This window comes from Achromobacter sp. 413638, from assembly GCF_043119405.1.
Taxonomy (GTDB): Bacteria; Pseudomonadota; Gammaproteobacteria; order Burkholderiales; family Burkholderiaceae_B; genus Achromobacter.
The window spans coordinates 1-26,522 of sequence record NZ_JBICCO010000020.1 but is presented as its reverse complement, the minus strand read 5'-3'; the positions used below and the strand labels follow the sequence as shown (position 1 = coordinate 26,522).

Below are 26,522 nucleotides of genomic sequence, written 5' to 3'. Positions count from 1 at the left end.
GGGTCAGTACAGCGAGGAAAGAGAGTCCAGGGGCAACGCCGGCGCCGCCTGCAGCAGGCAGTCGCCGTCATCGCTGCGGGCGATGGCGCGCAGGCACAGCACCGTGCCCGCTTGCGGGCTGAGCAGGGTGTGCGCCGGCGTGTCGGGGCGTGCGGGTTCGATCAGCCGGCCCACGCGCTGACGCGCCGAGATGCGCTGGCCAAGCTCGACGCCGGGAATGAAAACGCCGGGCCCGTGCGCGCGCAGGGTCGCGGCGGGGGCGTCCAGGTCGTACAGGGCTGGTGGATCCGGGCGTGCTAGCTCGCGGTCCAGCAGGCCCAGCTCATGCAGGCAGCCGAGCAGGCCTTCGCGGCAACGATCGACCAGCGCCTGGCCGGTCTCGGCGCCTCCGCCGATTTCCGCGCTCAGTCTCAGCACGCCGTGACGGCTGGCGGCGGCCGGCATGGAGCCGGCTTCCGTGCCACGAAAGTAGATGCAATGAGGCAGGCCGAAGGCGCGTGCCAGCGCCGGCAGGCGCGGATCGAGCGCGTCCTGGCCATAACGCGTGATCACCGAGGACGGCAGGTAGCGCAGCGATGCGCCGCCGCTGTGCACGTCCACCAGCGTCTCTACGCGCGGCAGCAGCTTCGCTTCCAGCGCGGCCGCCACGCTTTCGGTGTAGCTGCGCGCGGGGGGGCCGAGGAAGGCCCGGTTGAGATTGCCGCCGTCGTTGGGTGACAGGCGGCGACCAGCCAGCGAGGCTTCGGCGTTGGCGGCGGGCAGCAGATAGACCGTGCCGCGGTTTAGGATCCCGGGCAATTGATGCCAGAGTTCCAGGATCGCGGCCTGGCCTTCCCACTCGTCGCCATGCACGCCGGCCATCAGCGCGACGGCGGGGCCGGGGCCGGCGTCGATGCGCAGCACCGGCACGGTGACGCGGCGATAGGCGGATTCATTGGTCGCGGCCGCGCACGAGAAGTCTTCGCGGGTCACGGCGGTCATGCGGGGGCTCCTGTCGTCATCGGGCGGCGTATGGTCAGTCGAGCGTGGTGCCCGCGGCCTTGATGATGTTCTCCCATCGGGGCAATTCCTTCTTGATCTGCGCCTGCACGTCCTGCGGCGCGCCGCCCAGCGGTTCCTGCGAGCGGCTGCGCAATTCGCGGACCACGTTGTCGGTGCGCAGGGCCTGGTTGAGCGCGTCGTTGAGTCGCGCCAGCACGGCGGGCGGCGTGCCGGCCGGCGCCACCAGCGCGCTCCAGGCGGATTGCTCGTAGTCCGGGTAGCCCTGCTCGGCCACGGTAGGCACGTCCGGATTGGACGCCGCACGCTGCCGGGTGGTGACGGCCAGCGCGCGCAGGCGTCCGTCCTTTAGATTGCCGATCAGGGGCGGCAGGTTTTCCATCATCGAATCGACGTGTCCGCCCAGCAGGTCCGACAGCTGCGCCGCCGTGGCCTTGTAAGGAATCTGGCGCACCGCCGCGCCCGTCTGCGCGACGAACAGCTTGACGCCGACTTCGCTGGTGGTGCCGGGGTCCGCCGAGGTCATGGTCAGCTTGTCGGGTTGGGCGCGGCTGGCGTCGATGAAGCTCTTCAGGTCGCGGTAGGGCGACGCGGCGTTGACCACGATGACGTTGGGCGTCTCGGTGACCAGGCCGATGGGCGCCAGGTCGCGGTCCAGATCGTAGAGCTGTTGCTTGAACAGGTAGCGATGCAGGACCAGCGTGCCGACGTGGGCGTAGCCGATGGTATAGCCGTCGGCGGGGGCGCGCACCAAGGCCTGGGTGCCGATGCGGCCGCCGGCGCCGACGCGGTTCTCGACCACCACGGGCTGGCCCAGCAGCTTGCTCATTTCCTGGCCGACCAGGCGGGCGGTGATGTCGGCATTGCCGCCGGCGGCGGCGGGCACGATCAACGTGATCGCGCGCTCGGGATACGCGGCCCATGCCGGCTGGGCGGCCAGGCAAAGGAGCAGGGCGGCAAGGCCGGCTGCGTGTTTCATGACGATTCCCCTTGGTGTTTTGTTGGTGACGTCATTGTGGAGCGCGGGCGTGCCGAAGATGTTCGGGGTTTTGATATTGTTGTTTTCTTTTTTCGAATATCGACAGGGCGTGAGTCCAGCCTCGTCGTGGTGCGCGGGACGAAAAAAAGGCCTGCATCGCAATGCAGGCCTTGGTTGGGATCGAGCGCTGGCCGTTATTCGCGGTCGCCGCCGAAGATGCCCAGCAGCATCAGCAGGTTCGAGAAGACGTTGTACACGTCCAGGTAGATGGCCAGCGTGGCGGAAACGTAGTTGGTTTCGCCGCCGTTGACCACGCGTTGCAGGTCCACCAGCATGAAGGCCGAGAAGATCACGATGGCCATCACGGAGATGGTCAGCATCAGCGCGGGCAGCTGCAGGAAGATGTTGGCCAGCGCGGCGACCAGGATGACCACGGCGCCCATGAACAGGAACTTCTGCATGCCCGACAGATCGCGCTTGATGGTCGTGGCCAGCGTGGCCATGGTGCCGAACACGATCGCGGTGCCGCCGAAGGCCGTCATGACCAGCTGCGAGCCGTTGCTCATGCCCATCACGAAGCCCAGCAGGCGCGACAGCATGACGCCCATGAAGAACGTGAAGGCCAGCAGCAGGACCACGCCGAGCGAGTTGTTCTTGTTCTTCTCGATGGCGAACATCATGCCGAAGGCGCCCACCAGGAAGACGATGGCCGACAGACCGGGGCTGGCGCCCATGACGCGGTTGATGCCGGTATAGAGGCCGACGGCCGCGCCCAGCACGGTCGGGATCAGCGACAGGGCCAAGAGCCAGTACGTATTGCGCAGGACCTTGTTGCGGACGACCTCGCCCGGCGCGCCGGCGAGTTCACCGGAACGGTTAAAAGGGGACGGACGATATTCGTTCATGGAAAAACTCCTGTGTGCGGCAAAAAGGGATTGCCTCGAATGCTTAGATGCAAAGGATACCTTACAGTTCCCTTAAGAATCCAGTCAGGCGTGGTACCAGTCGGGCGTGGCACGCCGAAGCGGCATCAGCCCCGACGGACTTCACGCAGCACCCGGTCGACGATCGCGGGCAGCTCGGCGTCCATGCGGGCCTGCAGATGCGCCACGGCATCGGCCAGTGCGGCGCGCATCAGTTGCTCGACCTCGGCCTGCAGCCTGGCGGCCAGCACGGAGGCCTCGGCGGACGCCACGACGGGCGCATTGTCGTCGGCGGGCTGGAAGGGGGCGGATGCTGGCATCGTCCAGGGCATGGCCGGCTGGGCAGCCGCGGCGGCGACTGGCGTCGCAGGGGCTGGCGCTACGTAGACAGACGGCATCGAGACGGGCGTCACCGAGACGGGCGTCACCGAGACGGGCGCGGGCGGCGCAGGATCCGGGGCGATCTCGGTCAGCACGGGAAAGGCGTCGTCGTCGCCGACAGGCGCGGCGGGCTGCCGTGGCGGCGCCACGGACGCCGGCGCGTCGTCATGCGGCGGTTCGACCCGCTGGGTGAGGGTAGGGATGCCGGGGTCGTAGGAATGAGGGGGCATGGGGACTCCCGATGGCGAAAATGCACGGCCCGCCGCGAGCGGCGGCTCAGGCGTCTGGCTGGCGGCTGAGATCGTGGCTGTGCGGGGCGTGGCCCGCGTTCTGGTAGACGCGCCAGCGCTGGCGCGCGGCCTGCTTGTCGTCGGGCTCGTCGGAGACGATTTCCAGGAGGCGTTCGAAACCCTCGAAACCGGGCGGGCACTCGTCATCCAGGTTGAGCAGCCAGGGTTGCGGCTGCCCCGCCTGGACCAGCTTTTCCGACGCCTTGAGCGGATCGGAGGCGGTCAGCACCACGGGCGTATCGGCGGCCAGCGGGTCATTGGCCAGTACATGAGGCACGAAGGAGATATCGTCGAAGGCCCAGAGCATGCGGTCGAAGGACGCCAGCCGGGAACCGTCGCGGCAATACACCACCAGGCGCTGGCCCGCCAGGTAGCGCTTGCGCGCCACCTGGCAGGCTGTGCGCAGGCGATCCGGCGCGCCGAAGGCGAAATCGATGCGCGTCATGCCTGTTCCAGGCCGCTCAAGCCTGGTCCAGCAGGAACTGCATCAGCAGCGGCACGGGACGGCCGGTGGCGCCCTTGTCCTTGCCGCCCTTCCAGGCGGTGCCGGCGATGTCCAGGTGGGCCCAGCGGTAGGCCTTGGTGAAGCGCGACAGGAAGCAGGCCGCCGTGACCGCGCCGGCCGGGGGGCCGCCGATGTTGGCGATGTCGGCGAAGTTGGACTTGAGCTGGTCCTGGTAGGCGTCGTCCATGGGCAGGCGCCATGCGGTGTCCAGGGCCTGGCGGCCGGCGGCGGCCAGGGCCTCGGCCAGTGCGTCGTCCTTGGAGAACAGGCCCGTGTTGACGTGGCCCAGCGCCACCACGCAGGCGCCGGTGAGGGTGGCGATGTCGATGACCGTCGAGGGCTTGAAGCGCTCGGCGTAGGTCAGCGCGTCGCACAGCACCAGGCGGCCTTCGGCGTCGGTGTTGAGGATCTCGATGGTCTGGCCCGACATGCTGGTGACCACGTCGCCGGGCTTGTTGGCCTTGCCGCTGGGCAGGTTCTCGCAGGCCGGGATCAGGCCGACCACGTCCAGCGGCAGTTCCAGTTCGGCCAGGGCGCGGAACGAGCCCAGCACGCTGGCGGCGCCGCCCATGTCGTACTTCATTTCGTCCATGGTGGCGGCCGGCTTGAGCGAGATGCCGCCGGCGTCGAACGTGATGCCCTTGCCGACCAGCACGATCGGGCCGTCACCGGCCTTGGCGCCTTTCTTGGCCGGCTTGCCGGCGTGGCGCAGCACGATGAAGCGCAGCGGTTCGTCGGAGCCGCGGGCCACGGACAGGAACGAGCCCATGCCCAGGGCCTCGACCTGCTTCTTGTCCAGCACCTCGACCTTCAGCGATTTGAATTCGCGGGCCAGGCGCTTGGCGGTTTCGCCCAGGTAGGTGGGCGTGCAGATATTGCCGGGCAGGTTGCCCAGGTCACGCGTCAGCGACATGCCGTTGGCGATGGCGGCGCCTTCGCGCAGGCCCTTCTGGGCCTGGGTGGCATCCGCCCGTTCGACGATCTGGACGATCTTCTTGAGCTTGGGACGGGCGTCGCGGTCGGGCTTGCCGAAGCTGGCGTCGTAGTGATAGGTGGCGGCGCCGGCGGCGATGGCGGCGCTGCGGGCGCGGGCGATGACGGGCACGTCGGCGACCGGGTTGGCCACCAGGGTCGACACGCCTTCGGCCAGCTGCGCGGCCACGCAGGCCTGGGCGAAGGCCTGTTCGGCGGCGGCATGGGCGCGGGCCGAGTATTCATCCTGCTTGCCCAGGCCGACCAGCACCACGCGCTGCGCCGTGACGCCGGGCAGGTTGCGCAGCGTCAGCGTGGCGCCGGCGCGGCCGCGGAATTCGGTCTTGGCCACCGCCCGCACGGCGCCGTTCGCGGCGCGGTCGATCAGGTCGGCGGCCGGGCTCAGCACGCCGTCCGCGAAGACGCCGACGGCCAGCGCGGCGGTTTTGATCTGGTGCAGGGAAGCGGTGGTCTGTGTGCTAAATTCCATGAGGGTTTCCCGGTACGTCTGTGTATGATGCGGTCGATTATCCCGCATATTCTCCCATGTCTCTATTCAAACGCTCTGTCGTCAGCGAGATCACCAGTCACGCTGGCGTTGTCTTTTCCACGTTGCTCGTCGTGTGGCTCAGCGTGCTCCTGGTGCGCTTGCTCGGCGAGGCAGCCGGAGGCAACATCGGGGCGGACGTGGTGCTGGTGCTGGCGGCGCTGTCCACCATCACGGCGCTGCCCACCATCCTGGCGGTGTCGGTCTTCATCGCCGTGCTCACCACGGTGACGCGCAACTATCGCGAATCCGAGATGGTCGTGTGGTTCGCCAGCGGCCTGTCGCTGGCCGATTGGTTCAAGCCCGTGCTGCGCGTGGCCATTCCCGTGGCCATCGCCGTGGCCGGCCTGACCCTGTTCGCCGCGCCCTGGGCCTATCGCCAGATCGGTGAATACCATCAGCGCTTCGAGCAGCGTTCCGACCTGTCCAAGGTCACGGCTGGCCAGTTCGCCGAATCGGCCGGCGGCGACCGCGTGTTCTTCGCCGAAGATCCCGCCCAGCCCACCGATGAGCTTGGCAACGTGTTCGCGCGTGAAACCGGCCCGGAATGGCTCAGCGTGCTGAGCGCCAGCAGCGCCCACAGCGAGACCCTGCCCAACGGCGACCGCTTCCTGGTGCTGGGCGCGGGCCACCGCTATGACCTCAAGCCGGGCACGCCGGAGATCCGGCTGGTGAATTTCGAAAAGTACGGGCTGCGCCTGGAAAGCAAGGCCGGCGGCGATCCGATGGCCGAGGCGCGCGCGGCGGCCGAGCGCTCCTCCAAGGCGCGCACCACGGGGCAGCTCATGGCCGACAATACCGACAACAGCTGGTCGCAGGTCATGTGGCGCGTGTCGCTGCCGCTGGCTGCCCTGAATCTGGCGCTGCTGGCCATTCCTCTGGGGGCGGTCAACCCGCGCCTGGGGCGTTCGGGCGACATCCTGATCGCCGGTCTGGTGGGCCTGCTGTACATGAACCTCATGAACCTGTCGCGGGCCTGGATCGCCAATGGCAAGCTCAGCTTCGGCGTGGGCGTCTGGGCGATTCACGGCCTGGTGGCGCTGCTGACATTCTTCCTGCTGATGCGCCGGCTGCGAGTGAAGGCGCCGCGCAACAGCCCCGCGGCTTCCTGAGGCCCTGGCGGCTGCCTGCCGCCCTAGGGCAGGTAGCGCAGCGCGTTTTGGGTGCCGGCCAGCAGGCCGGCATTGCGCAGCGCCGATTTGCGGATGAACTCCCACAGCACGTTGACGCGCTTGAGCTTGCGCAGGTCCTCGTGGCAGTACATCCAGAACGAGCGCGTGATCTCCACTTCCTGTTCCAGCACCGGCGTGAGCCGGGGATCCTGGGCGGCGATGAAGCAGGGCAGGATGGCCAGCGACTGGCCTTGCAGCGCCGCGTGGTACTGGGCGACCACGCTGGTGCTGCGCAGGATCACCTTGCTGGCTGGCAGCAGATCCTCCAGATAGCGCAATCGCTCGCTGAACAGCAGTTCGTCCACATAGCCGATGAACGTGTGGTCCGCCAGGTCTGCCCGTGAGCGGATGGGCGGATGGCGCGCCAGATAGCCGGGCGTGCCGTACAGCCGCAACGTGTAGTCGCACAGCTTGCTGCAGACATAGGGCCCGCGCTGCGGCCGCTCGATGGTGATCGCCAGGTCGGCTTCGCGCTTGGACAGGCTCACGAAGCGCGGCACCGGCAGGATGTCCAGCGTGATGTGCGGATAGCGACGCTGGAAGTCCGCCGCCAGCGGCGTCAGCACATAGCTGCCGAACCCTTCGGTGGCGCCGATGCGCAGGTGTCCCGACAGCGCCTGGCCGATGCCAGACAGGTTTTCGCGGGCGCTGTGCACCGCGCTTTCCATCTGCTCGGCATGCACGAACAGGCGCTGGCCGTCCTCGGTCAGCACGAAGCCCGCGCCGCGCGACTTCTCGAACAGCAGCGTGTCCAGTTCCGCCTCCAGCGCGCGGATGCGGCGCGACACTGTCGTGTGCTCCACGCCCAGCTTGCGCGCGGCGGCGCTGGCGCGCTGGGTGCGCGCCACTTCCAGAAAGTACCTGAGACTGTCCCAATCCAGCATGTCGCCGCGCTCCCGGCGGGCGCGGAAACCCTGGTTTCCATGCCCGGTATAGATGTGCATTGATGCACAAGTAATGTGCATTTCTAGTGTTGCTTGTTGATTTTCACACATCTACACTGGGTCGGCAGGCCCTGGGGGTTGATGCCGCCCGGGCCGCAGGCCGCGCAGACGGCGTACAACGCATAACAACTCAGGAGACAAATCCATGAAATCGCATGCACGCGGGCTGGCCGCAGGGCTGTGTCTGGGCGCCGTTCTGACGGCACAGGCGCTGGCCGCGGACAAGCCGCCAGTGAAGATCGGTATCTTGACCGACATGTCGGGCACCTATGCCGGCATGGGCGGACCGGGTTCGGTGGCGGCTGCGCAATTGGCCATCGACGACTGCCTGGCCGCGGAATGCAAGGGCATGAAGATCGAGCTGGTGTCGGCCGACAACCAGAACAAGGCCGACGTGGGCGCCGCCCGCGCGCGTGAATGGTTCGACCGCGACGGCGTGACCGCCATCGCCGACCTGACCAACTCCGCCGTCGCCCTGGCGGTGCAGGGCATTGCCCGCGAGAAAAACAAGGTGGTGATGTTCTCGGGTCCGGCCACCACGGCGCTGACCAACAAGGAATGCTCGCCGCTGGGCTTTCACTGGATGTTCGACACCTATTCGCAGTCGGCCGGCGGCGCCAAGGCCACGGTGAAGGCGGGCGGCAAGTCCTGGTTCTTCGTCACCGTGGACTACGCGTTCGGCCATTCGCTGGAAGCCGACACCGCCAAGGCCGTGCAGGCACTGGGCGGCACGGTCGCGGGCAGCGTGCGGCATCCGCTGAACGCGCCTGATTTCGCGTCCTATCTGTTGCAGGCGCAGAGCTCCAAGGCGCAGGTGGTGGCGCTGGCCAACGGCGGCCAGGACACGGTCAACGCGGTCAAGCAGGCGGGCGAGTTCGGCATCGTGGCGGGCGGGCAGCGGCTGGTGTCGCTGCTGATCTTCCTGTCCGACCTGCGCGCGCTCGGGCTGGACACCGCCCAGGGCCTGTCCTACGTGGACGGCTTCTACTGGGACTATGACGACGCCACGCGCCAGTGGTCGGGACGCTTCGAGAAGGCCTTCCGTGGCCTGAAGCCGACCATGACCCAGGCCGGCGTCTATTCCAGCGTGCTGCACTACCTGCGCGCGGTCGCCGCCAGCGGCAGCACCGACGGCAAGGTGGTGGCCGACAAGATGCGCGAGCTGCCCATCAAGGATCCGATCATGCGCAACGCCTCGATCCGCCCGGACGGCCGCGTGATCCACGATATGTACCTGTACGAAGTGAAGAAGCCGTCCGAATCCAAGGGCGGCTGGGATTATTCCAAGCTGGTGGCGACCATCCCGGCCGCCGAGGCCTTCCAGCCGCTGGCCGATTCGGCCTGCCCGCTGGTCCAGAAGTAAACCGCGCGCCGGGCGCGGGCCTGGTTGCCCGAGTCCGGCGCAATGATTCATGAACGCGGATCCGATCCGCAACGACAAGCAGTCCGAGGAGCATCAAATGAGTGAAGTCCCCCACGTTCCGCTAATGATCGGCGGCAAGCTCGTGCAGTCCAAGACCACTGAATGGCGGGACGTGATCAATCCTGCCACGCAGGAAGTGGTCGCCAAGGTGCCCTTCGCCACGCGCGAGGAACTGGACCTGGCGGTGGCCAATTCCAAGGAAGCGTTCAAGACCTGGCGCAACGCCGGGCAGGGCGCGCGCATGCGCGTCATGTTGAAGTTCCAGGACCTGCTGCGCGCCAACACCGCCAAGCTGGCCGAGATGATCACGCGCGAGCACGGCAAGACCCTGCCCGACGCCGAGGGCGAAGTCGGCCGCGGCCTGGAAGTGGTCGAGCACGCCTGCTCGATCGCCAACCTGCAGCTGGGCGAATATGCCGAGAACGCCGCCACCGGCATCGACGTCTACACGCTGATTCAGCCGCTGGGCGTGTGCGCCGGCATCACCGCGTTCAACTTCCCGGTGATGCTGCCCTGCTTCATGTTCCCCATCGCCGTGGCCTGCGGCAACACCTTCGTGCTCAAGCCGTCCGAGCAGGATCCGACCTCGTCGCTGTTCCTGGCGGAGCTGGCGCTGGAAGCCGGCCTGCCGCCGGGCGTGCTGAACGTGGTCCATGGCGGTCCGGATATCGCCAACGGCCTGTGCGAGCATCCCGACATCAAGGCGGTGTCCTTCATCGGCTCGACCCGCGTCGGCACCGAGATCTACAACCGCGCCTCGGCCGCCGGCAAGCGCTGCCAGTCGATGATGGGCGCCAAGAATCACTGCGTGGTCCTGCCCGACGCCGATCCGGACGTGGCGCTGAACCAGCTGTTGGGCGCCGCCTTCGGCGCCGCCGGCCAGCGCTGCATGGCCTCGTCCGTGGCCGTGCTGGTGGGTGACGCGCGCAACTGGCTGCCCGACTTCGTCGAGCGCGCCAAGAAGCTCAAGGTCAATTCGGGCACCGACCGCCAGGCCGACCTGGGCCCGCTGGTCTCGCCCAACGCCAGGAAGCGCGTCGAAAGCCTGATCCAGAAGGGCGTGGACGAAGGCGCCAAGCTGCTGCTGGACGGCCGCAACGTCAAGGTCGCCGGCTTCGAGCAGGGCAACTTCGTCGGCCCGACGATCTTTGATGGCGTGAAGGAAAACATGACCATCTACACCGAGGAGATCTTCGGTCCTGTGCTGTGCGTGGTCGGCGTGGAAACGCTGGAGGACGCGGTCGAGTTCATCAACCGCAACCCCAACGGCAACGGCGTGGCGCTGTTCACCCAGGACGGCGGCGCGGCGCGCTACTTCCAGAACAACATCGACGTCGGTCAGGTGGGCATCAACGTGCCGATCCCCGTGCCGGTGGCCTGGTTCAGCTTCACGGGCTCGCGCGCGTCGAAGCTGGGCGACCTGGGCCCCAACGGCAAGCAGGCGGTGCAGTTCTGGACGCAGACCAAGACCGTCACGGCCCGCTGGTCGGCGCACACCAAGAGCGTCAACACGACGATCAGCATGCGCTGAGGACTGTCCCCCCGAAGCGCTGCGCGCTTCCCCCCAGGGGGCGCCACTGCGGACCGGAGGGGAGGGCCCACCCCCGAAGCGCTACGCGCTTCCCCCTCAAGGGGGCGCCACTGCGGACCGGCAAAGCCGGCTCCGCGTGGCCCCGCTTGGGGGGGGGCGTCTTGGATTGAGGGGGGCTGGGTTTGAGGAGGAATAAGCGGGGACGTGTTGTGCCTAAGCTTATATTGATAAGTAATATAAAAAGCTTATCTTATTACTTATAATTGGCCCGTCTATCAGGGGCCAATTCATGAACCTGCAGCAATTTCGTTTTGTGCGTGAAACCATCCGCCGCGACTTCAACCTGACCGAAGCCGCCCGGATGCTCTACACCTCGCAGCCCGGGGTATCGAAAGCCATCATCGAGTTCGAGGACGAACTCGGCATCAAGATCTTCGAACGGCACGGCAAGCGCATCAAGGGGCTGACCAAGCCCGGTTTGGCGGTGTCGCAGGTGATCGACCGCATCATGCGCGAAGTCGACAACCTGAAGAAGGTCAGCGACGAGTTCGCGCGTCGCGACGAGGGCGGGTTGGTGATCGCCTGCACCCACACCCAGGCGCGCTATCTGCTGCCGCGCGTGATCCCGGCCTTCCGCAAGCAATTCCCCAAGGTGCACCTTTCGCTGGCCGAGGGCAGCCCGGCGCAGCTGGCCGAGATGGTGCTGCACGAGCAGGCCGATCTGGCATTGGCCACCGAATCGCTGGCGCTGACGCCGGGCCTGGCCACGCTGCCGGTGTACGCCTGGGAGCACACGGTGGTGGTGCGTCCCGACCATCCGCTGACCGAGCTGACCTCCAGCGCCGCCAAGCGCCTGTCGCTGGCGCAGCTGGCCGAGTACCCCATCGTCACCTATGACCGCGCTTTCACGGGCCGCAGCACGATCGACGAGATCTTCGCCAACCAGGGCATCCATCCCGACATCGTGCTCGAAGCCATCGACGCGGACGTGATCAAGACCTATGTCGACGTGGGCCTGGGCATCGGCATCATCGCCGGCGTGGCCTATGACCCGCGCCGCGACTCCAACCTGGTCGGCCTGCCGGTGGGGCATCTGTTCGGCACGCATACCACCCGCGTGGGCGTGAAGGCGGGCGTGTTCCTGCGCGACTATGTCTACACCTTCCTGGAGATGCTGGCGCCGTCGCTGACGCGCGCCGTGGTGACGGAAGCGGTGCAGGGCACGCCGAAATAGGTGGTCCGCCGACGGGCGGACCCTGAGGATCAGGCGCGGCCCCGTCAGGTGCCGCGCCTTTTTTGTCTGCGGGGGCGTCGGGGCAGAGGCGCTCGACTATCCGCAAGCGCTGGTCCATAAAAATAATTAAATAAGAATGGCTCTCATTTGCGTTGACTAAAAGATAGGAATCATTATCATTACATCCAGTCTCAACGACCCAGTGAGGTTAAACATGACGGCAGGACTGAGTGCAGTAGTGGTAGGCGCCGACCGGCTCGGCAACATTCCCGATTTGCTCAAGGGACACAATATCTCGATCACGCATCACATCAGCGGACGGGATCCCTCGCATCAGAAGAAAACGCTGCAACTGCCCTCGGGCACCCAGCTGGTGATTCTGCTGACCGACTTCCTCGGTCACAACGTGATGAAGACCTTCCGCAACGCGGCGCAACGCGGCGGCATCAGGGTCGTGGCTTGTCGCCGCTCGGTCTGCAGCATGCAGCAGGCATTGCAGCAATGCGGCCTGTGCCCGCGCGCGGGCTCGGGCACGGTGCACTGATTCCGACGCGGTTCCGGCCGGGCGATCAGCCGACAATAGATCAAGACTGGGGAGGCCTGCGGGCCTGCGGCGCGAAGCGCCGCGAAGAGAAATGCAAAACGCCGCCGGACTTTCGGGTCCGGCGGCGTTTTCGTATTCGTGCTTGCCGCCATGTCACCCGCAGGGGCGCGGCATGCGTCGGCTTATCGGGAGGCCGCGCGGGCCGAGGCCACCATGTGGTCGTCCAGGCGGCGGGCGCCGTTGTAGCGCTTGGCCCAGTACGCCATGGTCATGTTCTCGACGCGGACCACGCCGCCGGCGCTGGGGGAGTGAACGAAACGGTCGTCACCCAGGTAGATGCCAACGTGCGAATAGCGGCGGCCCAGCGTGTTGAAGAAGACCAGGTCGCCGGCCTTGAGCTCGTTCTTGTTGATCGAGGTGCCGTGCTGGGCGATCTCGGCGGCGTTGCGGGGCAGCTTCAGGCCGAGCGAACGCTGGGCGGTGTACGAAACCAGGCCGCTGCAATCGAAACCGGTGTCGGGGGAGTTGCCGCCGAAGCGATAGCGGATGCCCAGGTAGGTCAGGGCTTCGCTGACCAGGGCGTTGTCGCTGTCCACGCCGGTCTGGGCCTGCTGGCGGCGTTCGCGCTTGAACTTCTGCACCACCAGCATGCCGATGGGATCATCGGCCGTGGCGACCCATTCCGTCTCGTAGGGATCGATCTCGGACGTATGGGCGGTTGACTTCTGACTGGTGCTTGCACAACCCGCCAAACCCGCGACGCATGCCGCCAGGGCCAGCAACCGGATACGTCGGATTGCCTGGCCAGTGGATGAATTGAGTCGCGAGCTTACGGAGTGTCGATGCATTCGCCTGGGGAAGATGCACTGCGTTTAGCGTCGATTGCGCGCAAAAGCGCGGAAATCGGCTGATAAATACAGCGAATCAACGTTATGTTGTCTACAACTTCGCGGGGATTCTACCAAACTTTTAAGACTGGTTCGTTACTGTAACCAGCCCGGCGCCCGTGCGGCGTAGACGCGTGGCAGAATTTTTTGACCTGCGGCAAGCCTCGTGCAAGGTTTGCCCACCAGAATGACCCAAAAGCTTGAAGCAAAAAGCAATCAGCCAAAAGGCGTATGCACGATAACAGGAGACAACCATGCAAAAAACCAGGGATTTCCATTACCGATCGATACACGACCGGGACGCTTTCTGGCGCGAGCAGGCCGGCCGGGTGCATTGGGAAACGCCGTTCGAGTCCGTGCTGGACTTCTCCCGGCCGCCCTTCGCCAAGTGGTTCGTGGGCGGCAAGAGCAATCTCTGTTACAACGCCGTCGACCGATGGCTGCCCACGCAGGCGGAAGATCCGGCGCTGATCTGGGTGTCCACCGAGGTGGACCGCGAACGGATCTACACGCGCCAGGATGTCTATGAAGAGGTAAACGCCGCCGCCGCCATGCTCAAGGAACTGGGCGTGGAACGCGGCGACCGCGTCCTGCTGTACATGCCCATGGTGCCGGAGGCCGTCTTCACCATGCTGGCCTGCGCCCGCATCGGCGCGGTGCATTCGGTGGTGTTCGGCGGCTTCGCCTCGGTCAACCTGGCGCAGCGCATCGACGATGCCGCGCCCAAGGTGATCGTGTGCACCGACGGCGGTTCGCGCGCGGGCAAGGTCGTGCCCTACAAGCCGCTGCTGGACCGGGCCCTGGGCCTGTGCAAGACCCCGCCGGCCGCCGTGGTGGTGTTCGACCGTGGGCTTGCGCCCTTCGAGCCGGTGGCGGGGCGCGACCTGGACTACGCCACGCTGCGCGCCCGGCATCAGGGCGCGCGGGTGCCGGTGGCCTGGCTGGAGTCGTCCGAACCCAGCTATATCCTGTACACGTCAGGCACGACCGGCAAGCCCAAGGGCGTGCAGCGCGACACCGGCGGCTATGCCGTGGCGCTGGCTTCTTCCATGGAGTACCTGTTCAACGGCAAGCCGGGCGACACGTACTTCTGCACCAGCGACATCGGCTGGGTGGTGGGGCACTCGTACATCATCTATGGCCCGCTGATCGGCGGCCAGGCCACCATCCTGTACGAAGGCACGCCGGTGCGGCCGGACGGCGCCATCCTGTGGAAGCTGGTGGAAAAGTACCGGGTCAACACGCTGTTCTCGGCGCCGACCGCGGTGCGCGTGCTCAAGCGCCAGGATCCGGCCCTGCTGAAAAAGCACGACCTGTCTTCGCTGCGCGCCGTGTACCTGGCCGGCGAACCGCTGGACGAGCCCACCGCGCAATGGATCTCCCAGGGTCTGGGCAAGCCCATCATCGACAACTACTGGCAGACCGAATCGGGCTGGCCGATCCTGTCGGCCCAGCCCGGCGTGGAAAGCGTGCCGACGCGTTTCGGCAGTCCCTCGTTCCCGGTGTATGGCTTTGACGCCCGCATCGTCAGCGAGACCACGGGCGAGGATCTCGGTCCCGACCAGAAGGGTGTGGTCGCCATCATGCCGCCCTTGCCGCCGGGCGCGATGTCCACGATCTGGGGCGACGACGAGCGCTTCGTCCAGACCTATTTCACGTCCATCCCCGGCCGCCTGGCCTATTCGACCTTCGACTGGGGGCTGGTGGACGAGGACGGCTACTGGTTCATCCTGGGCCGCACCGACGACGTCATCAACGTGGCCGGCCATCGCCTGGGCACGCGCGAGATCGAGGAATCCGTCAACAGCCACGCGGCCATCGCCGAGTGCGCCGTGGTCGGCGTGGCCGACGCGCTCAAGGGGCAGGTGGCCATGGCCTTCGCCGTGCTGAAGAATCCCGCCGGCGCCGAGACGCAGGAGGGCGCGCGGCAACTGGAAGGCGATATCATGCGGCTGGTGGAAGATCAGCTGGGAGCCGTGGCGAAGCCGGCCAGGATCCGGTTCGTGGGCGCGCTGCCCAAGACCCGGTCGGGCAAGGTGCTGCGGCGCGCGATCGTCGCCGTGTGCGAGGGACGCGATCCCGGAGACCTGACCACCATAGAAGATCCCACCGCCCTGGAACAGATTAAGGAATCGCTGCAATGAACACCAAACCCGTGCTGAGCGCCGAAGACGTCAAGAAGATCCTGGCCGCGGCCGAAGCCCATGCCCTGCAGAACAAGTGGGCGGTGACCATCGCCGTGTCGGACGACGGCGGTCACCTGCTGGGCATGCTGCGCCTGGACGGGGCGGCGCCGATCTCCTCGCACATCGCGCCGGCCAAGGCCAAGACCGCCGCGCTGGGCCGCCGCGAGTCGCGCGTGTACGAAGAGATCATCAACAACGGCCGTTATTCCTTCCTGTCGGCGCCGCTGCTCGAAGGCATGCTGGAAGGCGGCGTGCCGGTCGTGGCCGATGGCCATGTGGTCGGCGCCGTCGGCGTGTCGGGCGTGAAGTCCAGCGAGGACGCCCAGATCGCCCAGGCCGGCATCGCCGCCCTGGGACTATGAGCGACAGCCGCAATACGGAACCGCCGCAGGGCGGTTCCGGCGCCGTGGATACGGGGGGAGACAGCCTCCTGAATCCCGGCGTGGCCAAGCGCGAGGTCTGGGCCTGGGCCATGTATGACTTCGCCAATTCCGGCTACACCACCGTCATCCTCACGGCGGTGTTCAGCACCTATTTCGTCGGTGTGGTGGGGGCGCGTGCGTCCTGGGCCACGCTGGCCTGGACGGCGGCGCTGTCGCTGTCCTACCTGCTCATCATGCTGACCATGCCGACGCTGGGCGCCCGCGCCGACGCGCGCGCGGCCAAGCGGCGGCTGCTGTTCGCCAGCACCGTCGGCTGCGTCGGCGCCACGCTGGCGCTGACCCAGGCCGGGCCGGGCGATGTCTGGCTGGCGCTGGTCGCCATCGTCATTTCGAACTACTGCTATTGCGTGGGCGAATCCGTGGTCGCGGCGTTCCTGCCGGAACTGGCCAGGCCCGCCGCGCTGGGGCGCGTGTCGGGCTGGGGCTGGAGCTTCGGCTATTGCGGCGGCATGCTGACGCTGGGGCTGTCGCTGGTCGTGGTGACGCAGGCCGAGGCCCGCGGCATGACCGCCGAGCATTTCGTGCCCTGGGTCATCGTGGTCACCTGCTCGGTGTTCGCGCTGGCCGCCCTGCCGTCCTTTTTCCTGCTGCGCGAGCGCGCGCGTCCGGGCCAGGCGCAGCCCGCCATGGATCTGCTGCGGCGGCTGGCCTATGCCTGGCGCGAGACGGGCACGCACTTTCCGGAGTTCCGCCGGCTGTTGATGTGCATCGCGTGCTATCAGGCCGGTATCTCGGTGGTGATCACGCTGTCGGCGGTGTATGCCTCGGAAGTGATGGGCTTCACCACGCCGCAGATCATGCTGCTGGTCTTCACCGTGAACATCGGCGCCGCGGCCGGCGCCTTCTCGTTCGGTTACGTGCAGGATCGCATCGGCCACAAGCGCGCGCTGGCCATCACGCTGTGCGGCTGGATCCTGATGGTGCTGGTGGCCTATGCGGCCGTGACCGCGCCGGTGTTCTGGATCGCGGCCACGCTGGCCGGCCTGTGCATGGGCACCACGCAGAGCGCGGGCCGCGCCATGACGGGGGCGCTGGCGCCGGCCGGCCGCCTGGCGGAATTCTTTTCGCTGTGGACCTTCGCCGTGCAGCTGGCCGCCGTGATCGGGCCACTGACCTACGGCCTGGTGACCTGGGCCACCGATGGCAACCACCGGCTCGCGATCCTGGTGACCGGGCTGTTCTTCGTCGGCGGCCTGGCGCTGCTGTCGCGCGTGGACATGGCGCGCGGCCTGGCGCGCCGGGAGCAGGGCGCCGCCGCCTGAGCGACGCCATCGGCGCCACATCGGGGCGCCGCGGCTGCTATCCTTACGAACTGTGCCCGGCGACGCCGCCGGGCACAGTTGCGCATAAGCTGTCGCTTGTCGATGCCGCCAGTCCTTTTCGCACTCCCCGCCTCGCGCGTTCGCGGCCATGCCGGTCCGGGCGCGAGTTCCGGCCCGCATTTTGCGTAAGGTGCCCGTAAGAGCGTGGCGATACGGTTGCGGGTGAGCAGAAAAAGAGCAGCATCAACAACAGAATCACCGATTGGAGACAAAGATCATGTCGAATGCCATTGAGTCCGTCCTGGTGGAAACCCGGGTCTTTCCGCCGCCCGAGCGCGCTTCGCAAGGCGCCTCGATCCCGAGCATGGACGCCTACAAGGAACTGTGCGCCCAGGTCGAGAACGACTTTGACGGATTCTGGGCCGGCCAGGCCCGCGCCAACCTGAAGTGGACCAAGCCCTTCACCCAGGTGCTGGATGAGTCCGACGCCCCGTTCTACCGCTGGTTCGGCGACGGCGAGCTGAACGTATCGGCCAACTGTCTGGACGTGCACCTGACCAATGGCAACGCCGACAAGACCGCCATCATTTTCGAAGCCGACGACGGCAAGGTCGACCGCGTCACCTACCGCGAACTGCTGGCCCGCGTGTGCCGCTTCGCCAATGGCCTGGCCAAGCTGGGCTACAAGAAGGGCGACCGCGCCATCATCTACATGCCCATGTCGATCGAGGCGGTGGTCGCCATGCAGGCCTGCGCGCGCCTGGGCGTGACCCACTCCGTGGTGTTCGGCGGCTTCTCGGCCAAGAGCCTGCAGGAGCGCATCGGCGACGTCGGCGCCACGGTCGTCATCACGGCCGACGAGCAGGTGCGCGGCGGCAAGGTCATCCCGCTCAAGCCGGCGGTCGAGGAAGCCATCGCCATGGGCGGCTGCGAGGCTGTCAGCAAGGTGATCGTGTACCGCCGCACGGGCGGCAAGATCCAGTGGACCGAAGGCCGCGACCTGTGGATGCACGACGTCGAGGCCGGCCAGCCCGATACCTGCGAGCCGGTGCCGGTCAACGCCGAGCATCCGCTGTTCATCCTCTACACCTCGGGTTCCACCGGCAAGCCCAAGGGCGTGCAGCATTCGTCGGCGGGCTACCTGCTGTGGGCCCTGCTGACCGTCAAGTGGACCTTCGACGCCCGCAAGGACGACGTCTACTGGTGCACGGCCGACGTGGGCTGGGTCACTGGCCATACCTACATCACCTACGGCCCGCTGGCCGCCGGCCTGACCCAGGTCGTGTTCGAGGGCGTGCCCACGTACCCGAACGCCGGCCGCTTCTGGGACATGATCGCGCGCCACAAGGTCACCACCTTCTACACCGCGCCGACCGCCATCCGTTCGCTGATCAAGGCCGCCGAGGCCACGCCCGAGGCCCATCCGCGCAACTACGACCTGGATTCGCTGCGCATCCTGGGCACGGTGGGCGAGCCGATCAATCCCGAAGCCTGGATGTGGTATCACAAACAGATCGGCCGCGAGCGTTGCCCCATCGTCGACACCTGGTGGCAGACCGAGACCGGCGGCCACATGATCACGCCGCTGCCGGGCGCCACGCCGGCCAAGCCGGGCTCCTGCACGCTGCCGCTGCCGGGCATCGCCGCGGCCATCGTCGATGAGACCGGCGCCGATGTCGAACAGGGCAATGGCGGCTTCCTGGTCATCAAGCGCCCCTGGCCCGCGATGATCCGCAACATCTGGGGCGACCCCGAGCGCTTCAAGAAGAGCTACTTCCCGTCCGAGCTGCGCGGCTACTACCTAGCGGGCGACGGCGCTCAGCGCGACGCCGACGGCTATTTCTGGATCATGGGCCGCATCGACGACGTGCTGAACGTCTCGGGCCACCGCCTGGGCACGATGGAAGTCGAGTCGGCGCTGGTGGCGCATGAACTGGTCGCCGAGGCCGCGGTGGTGGGTCGTCCCGACGACACCACCGGCGAAGCCGTGGTGGCTTTCGTGGTGCTCAAGCGCGCGCGGCCCGAGGGCGAAGAGGCGCAGGCCATCGCCAAGCAGCTGCGCGACTGGGTGGCCAAGGAGATCGGTCCCATCGCCAAGCCCAAGGACATCCGCTTCGGCGACAACCTGCCCAAGACGCGCTCCGGCAAGATCATGCGCCGCCTGCTGCGCGTGGTCGCCAAGGGCGAGGAAATCACCCAGGACGTGTCCACGCTGGAAAACCCCGCCATCCTGGATCAATTGGCCAAGTCGCTGTAGATCCGATGCCTTCCGATCCTGCCCGCCGCCCGTCCGCATCGTGGACGAAACGGCGGGCGGGCACGGCGGCCCGCGCCGCGCGCCGGGAGCATAATGGCAGACGCCCGTAACGGTATCCGTTACGGGCGTCTTTGTTTTCCGATCCCCATCCACCTGGAGTCCCCGCAGTGAACCGCAGCAGTTTCGATCGTGCCGGCCTGGCCCTGATGTTGAGCACCATCCTTGTATGGGCGGGCAGCTGGATCGCGATGAAGCTGATCGTGCCGTACATCGGCCCCTTCGACTTCGTGGCGCTGCGCTATGTGACCGGCGCCGTCGTGCTGTTCGTGCTGGCCCTGGCCACGCGCCGGCCGCTGGCCATGCCGCCCTGGGGGCTGACGCTGCTGATCGGGCTGACGCAGACGGCCGGATTCCAGGGCTTCGTCCAGACCGCGCTGGTCTCGGGCGGCGTCGGCAAGGTGTCGCTGATGGCCTACACCATGCCCTTCTGGGTGGTGCTGTTCGCCTGGTGGCTGCTGCGCGAGCGTCCCACCGTCCGGCATGCCGCCGGCATCGGGCTGGCGGCGATCGGCCTGGTCTGTTTCGTCGAGCCCTGGAACGGGTTGGGCGATATCAAGCCCGTGCTGCTGGGACTGGGCAGTGGATTGTGCTGGGGCGTGGGCACGGTGCTGTCCAAGCGCATGTTCGAGCGCCATCGCCCCGACGTGATGGTGTTCACCGCCTGGCAGATGCTGCTGGGCGGGCTGGTCATGGCGCCGGTGGCCTGGATGGTGCCGCAGATTCCGGCGCAATGGGGCTGGCAGCTGTCGCTGGGCATGATCTACATCGTGTTCATCGCCACGGCGGCCGGCTGGCTGCTGTGGTTGCAGGTGGTGCGCCGGGTGCCCGCGTCCATCGCGGGCCTGTCCAGCCTGGGCGTGCCGGTGGTGGCCATGCTGCTGGCCTGGGCGCTGCTGTCCGAGCGGCCCGGCGGCGCCGAGCTGGCGGGCATGGCGCTGATCCTGGCCGGCATCTGGGTCGTGAGCCGCGCCGCGCTGCCGGGCAGGCAATGAACCTCCCGCCGCGTTGAAGGCTTCCGTCGCGGCGCTGTTGTTTTTTCCGAATCCGCATCACGCACGAAGGTTGTTTCCATGATTGATTTGCGCAGCGACACCGTCACCCGGCCTACGGCCGCCATGCTCCAGGCCATGATGGCCGCGCCGGTCGGCGACGACGTGATGGGCGACGATCCCAGCGTCAACCGCCTGCAGGCGGCCGTGGCCGAGCGCGCCGGCAAGGAGGCGGGCCTGTTCTTCCCGTCCGGCACGCAAAGCAACCTGGCCGCGCTGATGGCGCATTGCGAGCGCGGCGACGAATACCTGGTGGGGCAGCTCGCGCACACCTACCGCTACGAGGGCGGCGGCGCGGCGGTGCTGGGCAGCATCCAGCCCCAGCCCATCGAGCATGCCGCGGACGGTACGCTGCCGCTCGAGCGGCTGGCCGAGGCCGTCAAGCCCAAGGGCGATCCGCACTACGCGCGCACGCGCCTGTTGGCGCTGGAGAACACCTTCCACGGCAAGCTGATTCCCGCCACGTATATCGAGGCCGCCAGCGCCTGGGCGCGCGGGCTGGGCCTGGGCGTGCATCTGGACGGGGCGCGCGTGTTCAATGCCGCCGTCGCCAGCGGCCGGCCGCTGGCCGAGCTGTGCGCGCCGTTCGACACGGTTTCCCTCTGTTTTTCCAAGGGGCTGGGCGCGCCCGTGGGCTCGGTGCTGGTCGGCAGCCGCGCCTTGATCGAGCGCGCGCTGCGCTGGCGCAAGATGCTGGGCGGCGGCTTGCGCCAATCCGGCGTGCTGGCGGCCGCCTGCCTGTACGCGCTGGAGCACAACGTCGAACGGCTGGCGCAGGATCATGAGCATGCGCGCCTGCTGGCCGAGGGGCTGCGCGGCATCGCGGGCCTGCGGGTGCTGTCGCAGGATACGAACATGGTGTTCGTCGAGTTCGAGCCGTCGCGCTGCGACGCGCTGAACGCGGGCGTGGCGGCGGACGGCATTCTGATGCGCGCCGTCTACGGCGGCTCGACGCGGCTGGTGACGCACCTGGACGTGTCGGCCGACGACGTGCGGCGCGTGGTGGCCTCGGTGGCGCGGCATCTGGCCTGAGACCGACAGACTCGGATGGCCGCGCGCGTGGCGTCAAGCGAGCCTGACGAGCCGCTTCAGCCGTGCCGTTCGCGGCTGTCGCCCGGGGCTTCGTCGCGCCGCGCCATGCCATAGTCCCGCAGCACCTGCGCCACGCGCAGCCGATAGTCCTGGAACACGCCGCCGCGGCCGGCCGCTTGCGCGCGGCGGTGCGATTCCAGTGAGCGCCAGCGGCGCACCGCATCCTCATCGCGCCAGAACGACAGCGACAGCAGCTTGCCCGGCGTGCTCAGGCTCTGGAAGCGCTCGACGGAAATGAAGCCGTCGATGGCCTTCAGCTCGTCGATCAGGGTGGCGGCGATGTCCAGATAGGGCTTGGGATCGCCCTGGGCGGGTTCGACTTCGAAGATCACGGCGATCATGGGTGTGCGTCCTTGGCGCAGTCAAACAGGGGAAGGCGGGCGTTGGGCAGCGGCCGGTAGCGATGGCGCGCGGCCAGGGCGGGCGCGTCGGCGCCGGCGCGCAGCAGATGGGCCAGCGCGCCCGCCGCATCGCGGCGCGCCAGGTCCTGGCCGGGACAGGCGTGGCCCAGCGCGCCAAAGGTCCAGGGTGTGTCGGGTTGCGCGAGGGCGGCGGCGGCCAGCACCAGCAGCACGGTCTGCCCGGCGGCGATGCGCTGGCCGTCGACGTTGATCTCGTCGGCCAGGAAGCGTCGGGTGTTGTGTATCGGCGGATCAATGCGCAGCGTTTCGGCGACCAGTTCGCGCGCCGCGTCCGGGGGCGGCGCCCGCCGCAGGCCGCGCCGGCCAGCCAGCACCAGCGCATTGCCGAGCAGGGCCGCGCCGGCTTCGCAGGACTGGAACAGCAGCCCGGCCAGATTGGCGGCCAGCAGGTCCATGCCGATGCCGGCCTGGGCGCAGTCCTGCCGCAGCCGGCGCAGCGTTTCGCCGGCCTGGGGCGCGTGCAGATAGGCCAGCATGCGCGCCTGCAGGCGCTCGGCGGCGCGGTGGGCGCGTTCGATGCGCGCGGCGTCGGCCGTGGCGGGCAGCGCCGCGATAAAGTCCGCGATGTCGGCTGCGCATGTGCCGTGCACGTCCGGCGGCAGGCCCATGAAGGCCGCCTGCGCATACACCGGCGCGAGCGTCAGGTAGCGGTCCACGCCGGCCGCGTCGATGCGCGGCAGCGGCCAGGCGCCGTTCAGGTCCGGCGCGGGCTGGCTGTCGATATAGGCGCGCAGCAGCGTCTTGAGCCTGGCGTGTTCTGCGCTGTCATTCATCCGGACAAAGCGGCCGAACAGCGCGCCGGCGGGGCCGGGGCACAGGCCGCGCGGCACGGGTTCGGCGGGCGGCCGGACGCGGGCGGCGGGATGCGCGAGCACCTGCGCGATGGCCTGCGGACTGCTGGCGACCCACAGGTTCAGCGTGTCGTCGCGGTACAGCGGACGCTCGCGCGCCAGCGCGGCATAGTAGGGATAGGGATCGGCGTGGGTGACGGCGGCGATGGGATCGGTGGGCGGCATGGCGCGGGCTCGTGATGGAACGAGCCGCCAGTATCCCGGTTCGTCACGGGCCATGATTCGATGGGGAACGAACCATGCATGCGCTTGCAAGCGAACACTGGACGAGCCGTGCGCGCCAGGGCATGGCGCGCGGGACGAGGATTCAGGCGCGTCCGTTGTCGGCCAGCAGCGCCGCATAGCCGGGCCGCGAGTCCGGCCACTGCAGACGCAGGCCGCTGGCGCGCAGCCGCGCGTTGCTGAGTTTCTTGCTGCCCACATTGGCGGGCGCGGGGGCGATGCGTGGCGCGGGCGCGCCGATGATGCGCGCCAGGTCGGCGTACAGCTCGTGTAGTGGCAGCGGCGTATCGTCGCAGCCGATGTACACGGACGCGACGGCGGGCAGCAGGGCCAGATGCGCGACGGCCGCGGCGGCGTCATCGATGTGGATGCGGTTGGCCCAATGCGGGGGCTCGACGGGCGCGCCGGCCTGGCCCGAACGCAGCCGCTCGATCAGCTGCAGCCGGCCCGGGCCATACAGGCCGGCCAGTCGCAGCGCCGTGGCGGATTCGGGTCGGGCTGCCAGCAATGCCTCGGCTTCCAGCAGGATGCGGCCGTTGAAGCCTTGCGGCGCGGGCGGCGTGTCCTCGTCGACCCAGCCGCCCCGGTGTTCGCCATAGACGGCGCTGGACGACACGAACACGATGCGTTGCAGATGGGAGGCGTCCAGCGCGGCGAGCACATTGCGCAGCCCGTCGACGAACACGCCGCGATAGACGGCTTCGTCGCGCGCGCCGGGGGCGGGCAGGAAGATCAGGCGGGTGATGCCGGCGGGCAGGACGGGGATGCCGTCGGGCCGCGAGATGTCGCCGCGCAGCCAGGCGATGCCGTCCGCGTCGTCAGCGGGCGGCTGGCGCCGCAGGGCATGGACTTCCACGCCCTGGACCCGCAGCCGCCGCGCGGCGCGCAGGCCCAGGTCGCCGCAGCCGATGAGCAGCGCGCGCTCGGCCATGCTCACATGCCGCTGTAGACGGGGCCTTCGCCGCCCTGCGGGGCGACCCAGACGATGTTCTGGGTGGGATCCTTGATGTCGCAGGTCTTGCAGTGCACGCAGTTCTGCGCGTTGATCTGCAGGCGGTCGTCGCCGTGGTCGTCCTTGACGAACTCGTACACGCCGGCCGGACAGTAGCGCGATTCCGGGCCGCCGTACTTGGCCAGGTTGACCTGCACCGGCACCGCCGGATCCTTCAGCGTCAGGTGCACCGGCTCGTTCTCGTCATGGTTGGTGTTCGAGATGAACACCGAGCTGAGCTTGTCGAACGTGAGCTTGCCGTCGGGCTTGGGGTAATCGATGCGCGCGCACTGCGAGGCCGGCTGCAGGCTGGCGTGGTCGGGCTTGCTGTTGCGCAGCGTCCAGGGGAAGTTGCCCTTGAGCACCAGCTGTTCGATGCCGGTCATGACGGTGGCGACGGTGCGGCCCTTCTTGAACCACTGCTTGAAGTTGCGCGCCTTGTTCAGTTCCTCGTGCAGCCAGGAGGACTTGAACGCGGCCGGGTAGGCGGACAGCTCGTCCTGGCGCCGGTCGGCCTGCACCGCGTCGAACGCGGCGTCGGCGGCCAGCATGCCGGTCTTGATGGCGGCATGGCTGCCCTTGATGCGCGAGGCGTTGAGGAAGCCGGCCTCGCAGCCGACCAGTACGCCGCCGGGCACGGTGAGCTTGGGCAGGGCCAGCAGGCCGCCCGCGGTGATGGCGCGCGCGCCGTAGGCGATGCGCTTGCCGCCTTCGAAGGTGCCGCGGATGGCGGGGTGGGTCTTGTAGCGCTGGAACTCGTCGAACGGCGACAGCCACGGGTTGGCGTAGTCCAGGCCGACGATCAGGCCGACCGCCACCAGGTTGTTGTCCAGGTGATAGAGGAAGGAGCCGCCGTAGGTGTCGGCGTCCAGCGGCCAGCCGGCGGTGTGGATCACCAGGCCGGGCTTGGACTGGGCCGGATCGACTTCCCACATTTCCTTGATGCCGATGCCGTAGGACTGGGCGTTGCGGCCGTCGTCGAGCTTGAAGCGCTCGATCAGCTGGCGGCCCAGCTGGCCGCGCGCGCCTTCGGCGAACACCGTATAACGCGCGTGCAGCTCCATGCCGGGCTGGTAGTGGTCGGTGTGGCTGCCGTCGCGGGCCACGCCCATGTCGCCGGTGGCCACGCCGCGCACGGCGCCCTGTTCGTCGTACAGCACTTCGACCGCGGCGAAGCCGGGGAAGATGTCCACGCCCAGCGCCTCGGCCTGTTCGCCCATCCACTTGACCACCTCGCCCAGGCGGACGATGTAGTTGCCTTCATTGTGGAAACAGGGCGGCAGCAGCCAGTTGGGCGTGACGCGGGCGCCGGTCTCGCTCAGGAACATGAACTTGTCCTGCGTGACCGGCACGGTCAGCGGCGCGCCCTTTTCCTTCCAGTCGGGGATGAGCTCGGTCAGGGCCAGCGGATCCATGACCGCGCCGGACAGCGTGTGCGCGCCCAGTTCGGCGCCTTTCTCCAGGACGCAGACGCCGATTTCCTGGCCTTTGTCGGCGGCCAGCTGCTTCAGGCGGATGGCGGTGGCCAGGCCGGCAGGTCCGCCACCGACCACGACCACGTCATATTCCATCGACTCGCGTTCAGACATTTGCAAAGCTCCCCGTATGTATCCCATGTATGGCTGGAAGTATTATCAACGATTGTATTGCAGCCGGAGGCGGTGCCGCCTTCGCATTTCCTATAGCCATCAGGAGTAATTGGTGAACCCGGACACGCTGTCTGCGCGGATTCTTGCGGTGGGCGATACCCACCAGGTGGATCTGCCCCTGCGTTGGGGCGATTCGGACGCGCTCAACCATCTCAACAACACGCTGTATTTCCGTCTCATGGAAGAGGCGCGCATGCGCATCCTGTATGACGCGGGCTTCGAATTGCCGGCCAACGACGGCGCCATCCTGGCGCACGCGTCCTGCGATTTCCTGCGCCCGCTGACCTATCCGGCCACCGTGCGAGTGACCCATACCGTGACCCGCATCGGCCGTTCCAGCGCCGAATTCGAACTGCTGCTGGAAAAGGTCGGCGACGATGCCGGCCCCTACGCGCGCGGCCGCAATGTGCTGGTCTGGATGGATTACGTGGCCAATACGTCCGCCCCGTGGCCGCCTGAAGTGTTGGCCAAGATGGCCACGCAGTTCCAGCCGGCGGCCTGAGGCGCGTCCGGGCTTTCCCTGCGCGCATTCACCGGCCAAGCCGGTAGAATCTGGCGCAGGATCACAATAGCAATAAAGGGCGCGCCATCGCCAGGCGCCGCGTTCCGGCAGGCAGTCGCGCCGGAACCGGGCCGATGGCCGCGCTCCAGGAAAAGACAGGGCCCGGCCCCGCCCCGCCCCCCCCCCGGCCGCGGCCCCCCCCCGG

24 protein-coding genes are annotated in these 26,522 nt (G+C 67.8%); 12 read left to right on the top strand and 12 right to left on the bottom strand.

The window, feature by feature from the left end:
* Window positions 1-3: 3 nt before the first annotated feature.
* The 6 genes from ACEU5R_RS10525 to ACEU5R_RS10500 all read right to left on the bottom strand — a co-directional run bounded on the left by ACEU5R_RS10525 (window position 4) and on the right by ACEU5R_RS10500 (window position 5,539).
* On the bottom strand, window positions 4-981 hold the full coding sequence (locus ACEU5R_RS10525) for a succinylglutamate desuccinylase/aspartoacylase family protein (RefSeq protein WP_392410095.1): 978 nt from the start codon (window positions 979-981) through the stop codon (window positions 4-6).
* Between the two features lie 34 nt (window positions 982-1,015).
* Window positions 1,016-1,978: a Bug family tripartite tricarboxylate transporter substrate binding protein gene (locus ACEU5R_RS10520; RefSeq protein ID WP_392410094.1), complete on the bottom strand. Its 963-nt coding sequence runs from the start codon at window positions 1,976-1,978 to the stop codon at window positions 1,016-1,018.
* Window positions 1,979-2,172: 194 nt separating this feature from the next.
* Window positions 2,173-2,883: a Bax inhibitor-1/YccA family protein gene (locus ACEU5R_RS10515; RefSeq protein WP_103273152.1), complete on the bottom strand. Its 711-nt coding sequence runs from the start codon at window positions 2,881-2,883 to the stop codon at window positions 2,173-2,175.
* Between the two features lie 125 nt (window positions 2,884-3,008).
* Window positions 3,009-3,512, bottom strand: a complete 504-nt coding sequence (locus tag ACEU5R_RS10510) for a hypothetical protein (protein WP_392410093.1) — start codon at window positions 3,510-3,512, stop codon at window positions 3,009-3,011.
* Between the two features lie 46 nt (window positions 3,513-3,558).
* Window positions 3,559-4,017: a DNA polymerase III subunit chi gene (locus ACEU5R_RS10505; RefSeq protein ID WP_103273154.1), complete on the bottom strand. Its 459-nt coding sequence runs from the start codon at window positions 4,015-4,017 to the stop codon at window positions 3,559-3,561.
* A gap of 16 nt (window positions 4,018-4,033) precedes the next feature.
* Window positions 4,034-5,539 (bottom strand): leucyl aminopeptidase, encoded by a 1,506-nt coding sequence (locus tag ACEU5R_RS10500; RefSeq protein ID WP_103273155.1) that lies wholly within the window; start codon window positions 5,537-5,539, stop codon window positions 4,034-4,036.
* A 56-nt stretch (window positions 5,540-5,595) separates the two neighbouring features.
* Here ACEU5R_RS10500 and lptF point away from each other — a divergent pair, with 56 nt between their 5' ends.
* Window positions 5,596-6,708, top strand: a complete 1,113-nt coding sequence (gene lptF, locus ACEU5R_RS10495) for an LPS export ABC transporter permease LptF (protein WP_103273156.1) — start codon at window positions 5,596-5,598, stop codon at window positions 6,706-6,708.
* A 23-nt stretch (window positions 6,709-6,731) separates the two neighbouring features.
* Here lptF and ACEU5R_RS10490 read toward each other — a convergent pair whose 3' ends face one another.
* The gene (locus ACEU5R_RS10490; RefSeq protein WP_392410092.1) at window positions 6,732-7,652 is read right to left on the bottom strand and encodes a LysR family transcriptional regulator; all 921 of its coding nucleotides are present in this window, start codon (window positions 7,650-7,652) and stop codon (window positions 6,732-6,734) included.
* A 205-nt stretch (window positions 7,653-7,857) separates the two neighbouring features.
* On the opposite strand from ACEU5R_RS10490, the gene ACEU5R_RS10485 reads away from it, so the two are divergent.
* From ACEU5R_RS10485 to ACEU5R_RS10470, 4 genes are all read left to right on the top strand, one after another.
* The gene (locus ACEU5R_RS10485; protein WP_212315248.1) at window positions 7,858-9,075 is read left to right on the top strand and encodes an ABC transporter substrate-binding protein; all 1,218 of its coding nucleotides are present in this window, start codon (window positions 7,858-7,860) and stop codon (window positions 9,073-9,075) included.
* A 97-nt stretch (window positions 9,076-9,172) separates the two neighbouring features.
* On the top strand, window positions 9,173-10,666 hold the full coding sequence (locus tag ACEU5R_RS10480; RefSeq protein ID WP_103276359.1) for a CoA-acylating methylmalonate-semialdehyde dehydrogenase: 1,494 nt from the start codon (window positions 9,173-9,175) through the stop codon (window positions 10,664-10,666).
* 289 nt (window positions 10,667-10,955) lie between these two features.
* Window positions 10,956-11,900: a CysB family HTH-type transcriptional regulator gene (locus tag ACEU5R_RS10475; RefSeq protein WP_103273159.1), complete on the top strand. Its 945-nt coding sequence runs from the start codon at window positions 10,956-10,958 to the stop codon at window positions 11,898-11,900.
* 214 nt (window positions 11,901-12,114) lie between these two features.
* Window positions 12,115-12,444, top strand: a complete 330-nt coding sequence (locus ACEU5R_RS10470) for a DUF2325 domain-containing protein (RefSeq protein ID WP_103273160.1) — start codon at window positions 12,115-12,117, stop codon at window positions 12,442-12,444.
* Between the two features lie 182 nt (window positions 12,445-12,626).
* Here ACEU5R_RS10470 and ACEU5R_RS10465 read toward each other — a convergent pair whose 3' ends face one another.
* Complete coding sequence (locus ACEU5R_RS10465; RefSeq protein WP_199770993.1) at window positions 12,627-13,292, bottom strand: C40 family peptidase; 666 nt, start codon at window positions 13,290-13,292, stop codon at window positions 12,627-12,629.
* Between the two features lie 293 nt (window positions 13,293-13,585).
* Between ACEU5R_RS10465 and ACEU5R_RS10460 the strand changes: the two genes are divergently transcribed.
* From ACEU5R_RS10460 to ltaE, 6 genes are all read left to right on the top strand, one after another.
* Window positions 13,586-15,475, top strand: a complete 1,890-nt coding sequence (locus ACEU5R_RS10460) for a propionate--CoA ligase (protein ID WP_392410091.1) — start codon at window positions 13,586-13,588, stop codon at window positions 15,473-15,475.
* The gene (locus ACEU5R_RS10455; protein ID WP_103273163.1) at window positions 15,472-15,879 is read left to right on the top strand and encodes a heme-binding protein; all 408 of its coding nucleotides are present in this window, start codon (window positions 15,472-15,474) and stop codon (window positions 15,877-15,879) included. The genes ACEU5R_RS10460 and ACEU5R_RS10455 overlap by 4 nt, the downstream gene beginning before the upstream one ends.
* Window positions 15,876-17,222, top strand: a complete 1,347-nt coding sequence (locus tag ACEU5R_RS10450; RefSeq protein WP_392410089.1) for an MFS transporter — start codon at window positions 15,876-15,878, stop codon at window positions 17,220-17,222. Before ACEU5R_RS10455 ends, ACEU5R_RS10450 begins: the two co-directional genes overlap by 4 nt.
* A gap of 277 nt (window positions 17,223-17,499) precedes the next feature.
* Window positions 17,500-19,479: an acetate--CoA ligase gene (gene acs, locus ACEU5R_RS10445; protein ID WP_103273165.1), complete on the top strand. Its 1,980-nt coding sequence runs from the start codon at window positions 17,500-17,502 to the stop codon at window positions 19,477-19,479.
* 167 nt (window positions 19,480-19,646) lie between these two features.
* Window positions 19,647-20,531, top strand: a complete 885-nt coding sequence (locus ACEU5R_RS10440) for a DMT family transporter (RefSeq protein WP_392410088.1) — start codon at window positions 19,647-19,649, stop codon at window positions 20,529-20,531.
* A 78-nt stretch (window positions 20,532-20,609) separates the two neighbouring features.
* Complete coding sequence (ltaE, locus tag ACEU5R_RS10435) at window positions 20,610-21,620, top strand: low-specificity L-threonine aldolase (protein ID WP_392410087.1); 1,011 nt, start codon at window positions 20,610-20,612, stop codon at window positions 21,618-21,620.
* Between the two features lie 56 nt (window positions 21,621-21,676).
* Here the strand turns inward: ltaE and ACEU5R_RS10430 are convergent, their stop codons facing one another.
* The 4 genes from ACEU5R_RS10430 to ACEU5R_RS10415 all read right to left on the bottom strand — a co-directional run bounded on the left by ACEU5R_RS10430 (window position 21,677) and on the right by ACEU5R_RS10415 (window position 25,755).
* Window positions 21,677-22,021, bottom strand: coding sequence for an antibiotic biosynthesis monooxygenase (locus ACEU5R_RS10430; RefSeq protein WP_103273168.1), 345 nt, complete (start codon window positions 22,019-22,021; stop codon window positions 21,677-21,679).
* Window positions 22,018-23,118, bottom strand: coding sequence for a cytochrome (locus ACEU5R_RS10425; protein WP_392410086.1), 1,101 nt, complete (start codon window positions 23,116-23,118; stop codon window positions 22,018-22,020). Before ACEU5R_RS10425 ends, ACEU5R_RS10430 begins: the two co-directional genes overlap by 4 nt.
* A 142-nt stretch (window positions 23,119-23,260) precedes the next feature.
* Window positions 23,261-24,106 carry an NAD-dependent epimerase/dehydratase family protein gene (locus tag ACEU5R_RS10420; RefSeq protein ID WP_103273170.1) on the bottom strand — a complete coding sequence of 282 codons (846 nt, stop codon included), beginning with the start codon at window positions 24,104-24,106 and terminating at the stop codon, window positions 23,261-23,263.
* A gap of 2 nt (window positions 24,107-24,108) precedes the next feature.
* Window positions 24,109-25,755, bottom strand: a complete 1,647-nt coding sequence (locus tag ACEU5R_RS10415) for an electron transfer flavoprotein-ubiquinone oxidoreductase (RefSeq protein WP_199770994.1) — start codon at window positions 25,753-25,755, stop codon at window positions 24,109-24,111.
* 112 nt (window positions 25,756-25,867) lie between these two features.
* Between ACEU5R_RS10415 and ACEU5R_RS10410 the strand changes: the two genes are divergently transcribed.
* The gene (locus tag ACEU5R_RS10410; RefSeq protein WP_103273172.1) at window positions 25,868-26,317 is read left to right on the top strand and encodes a thioesterase family protein; all 450 of its coding nucleotides are present in this window, start codon (window positions 25,868-25,870) and stop codon (window positions 26,315-26,317) included.
* The last annotated feature ends 205 nt before the right edge of the window (window positions 26,318-26,522 follow it).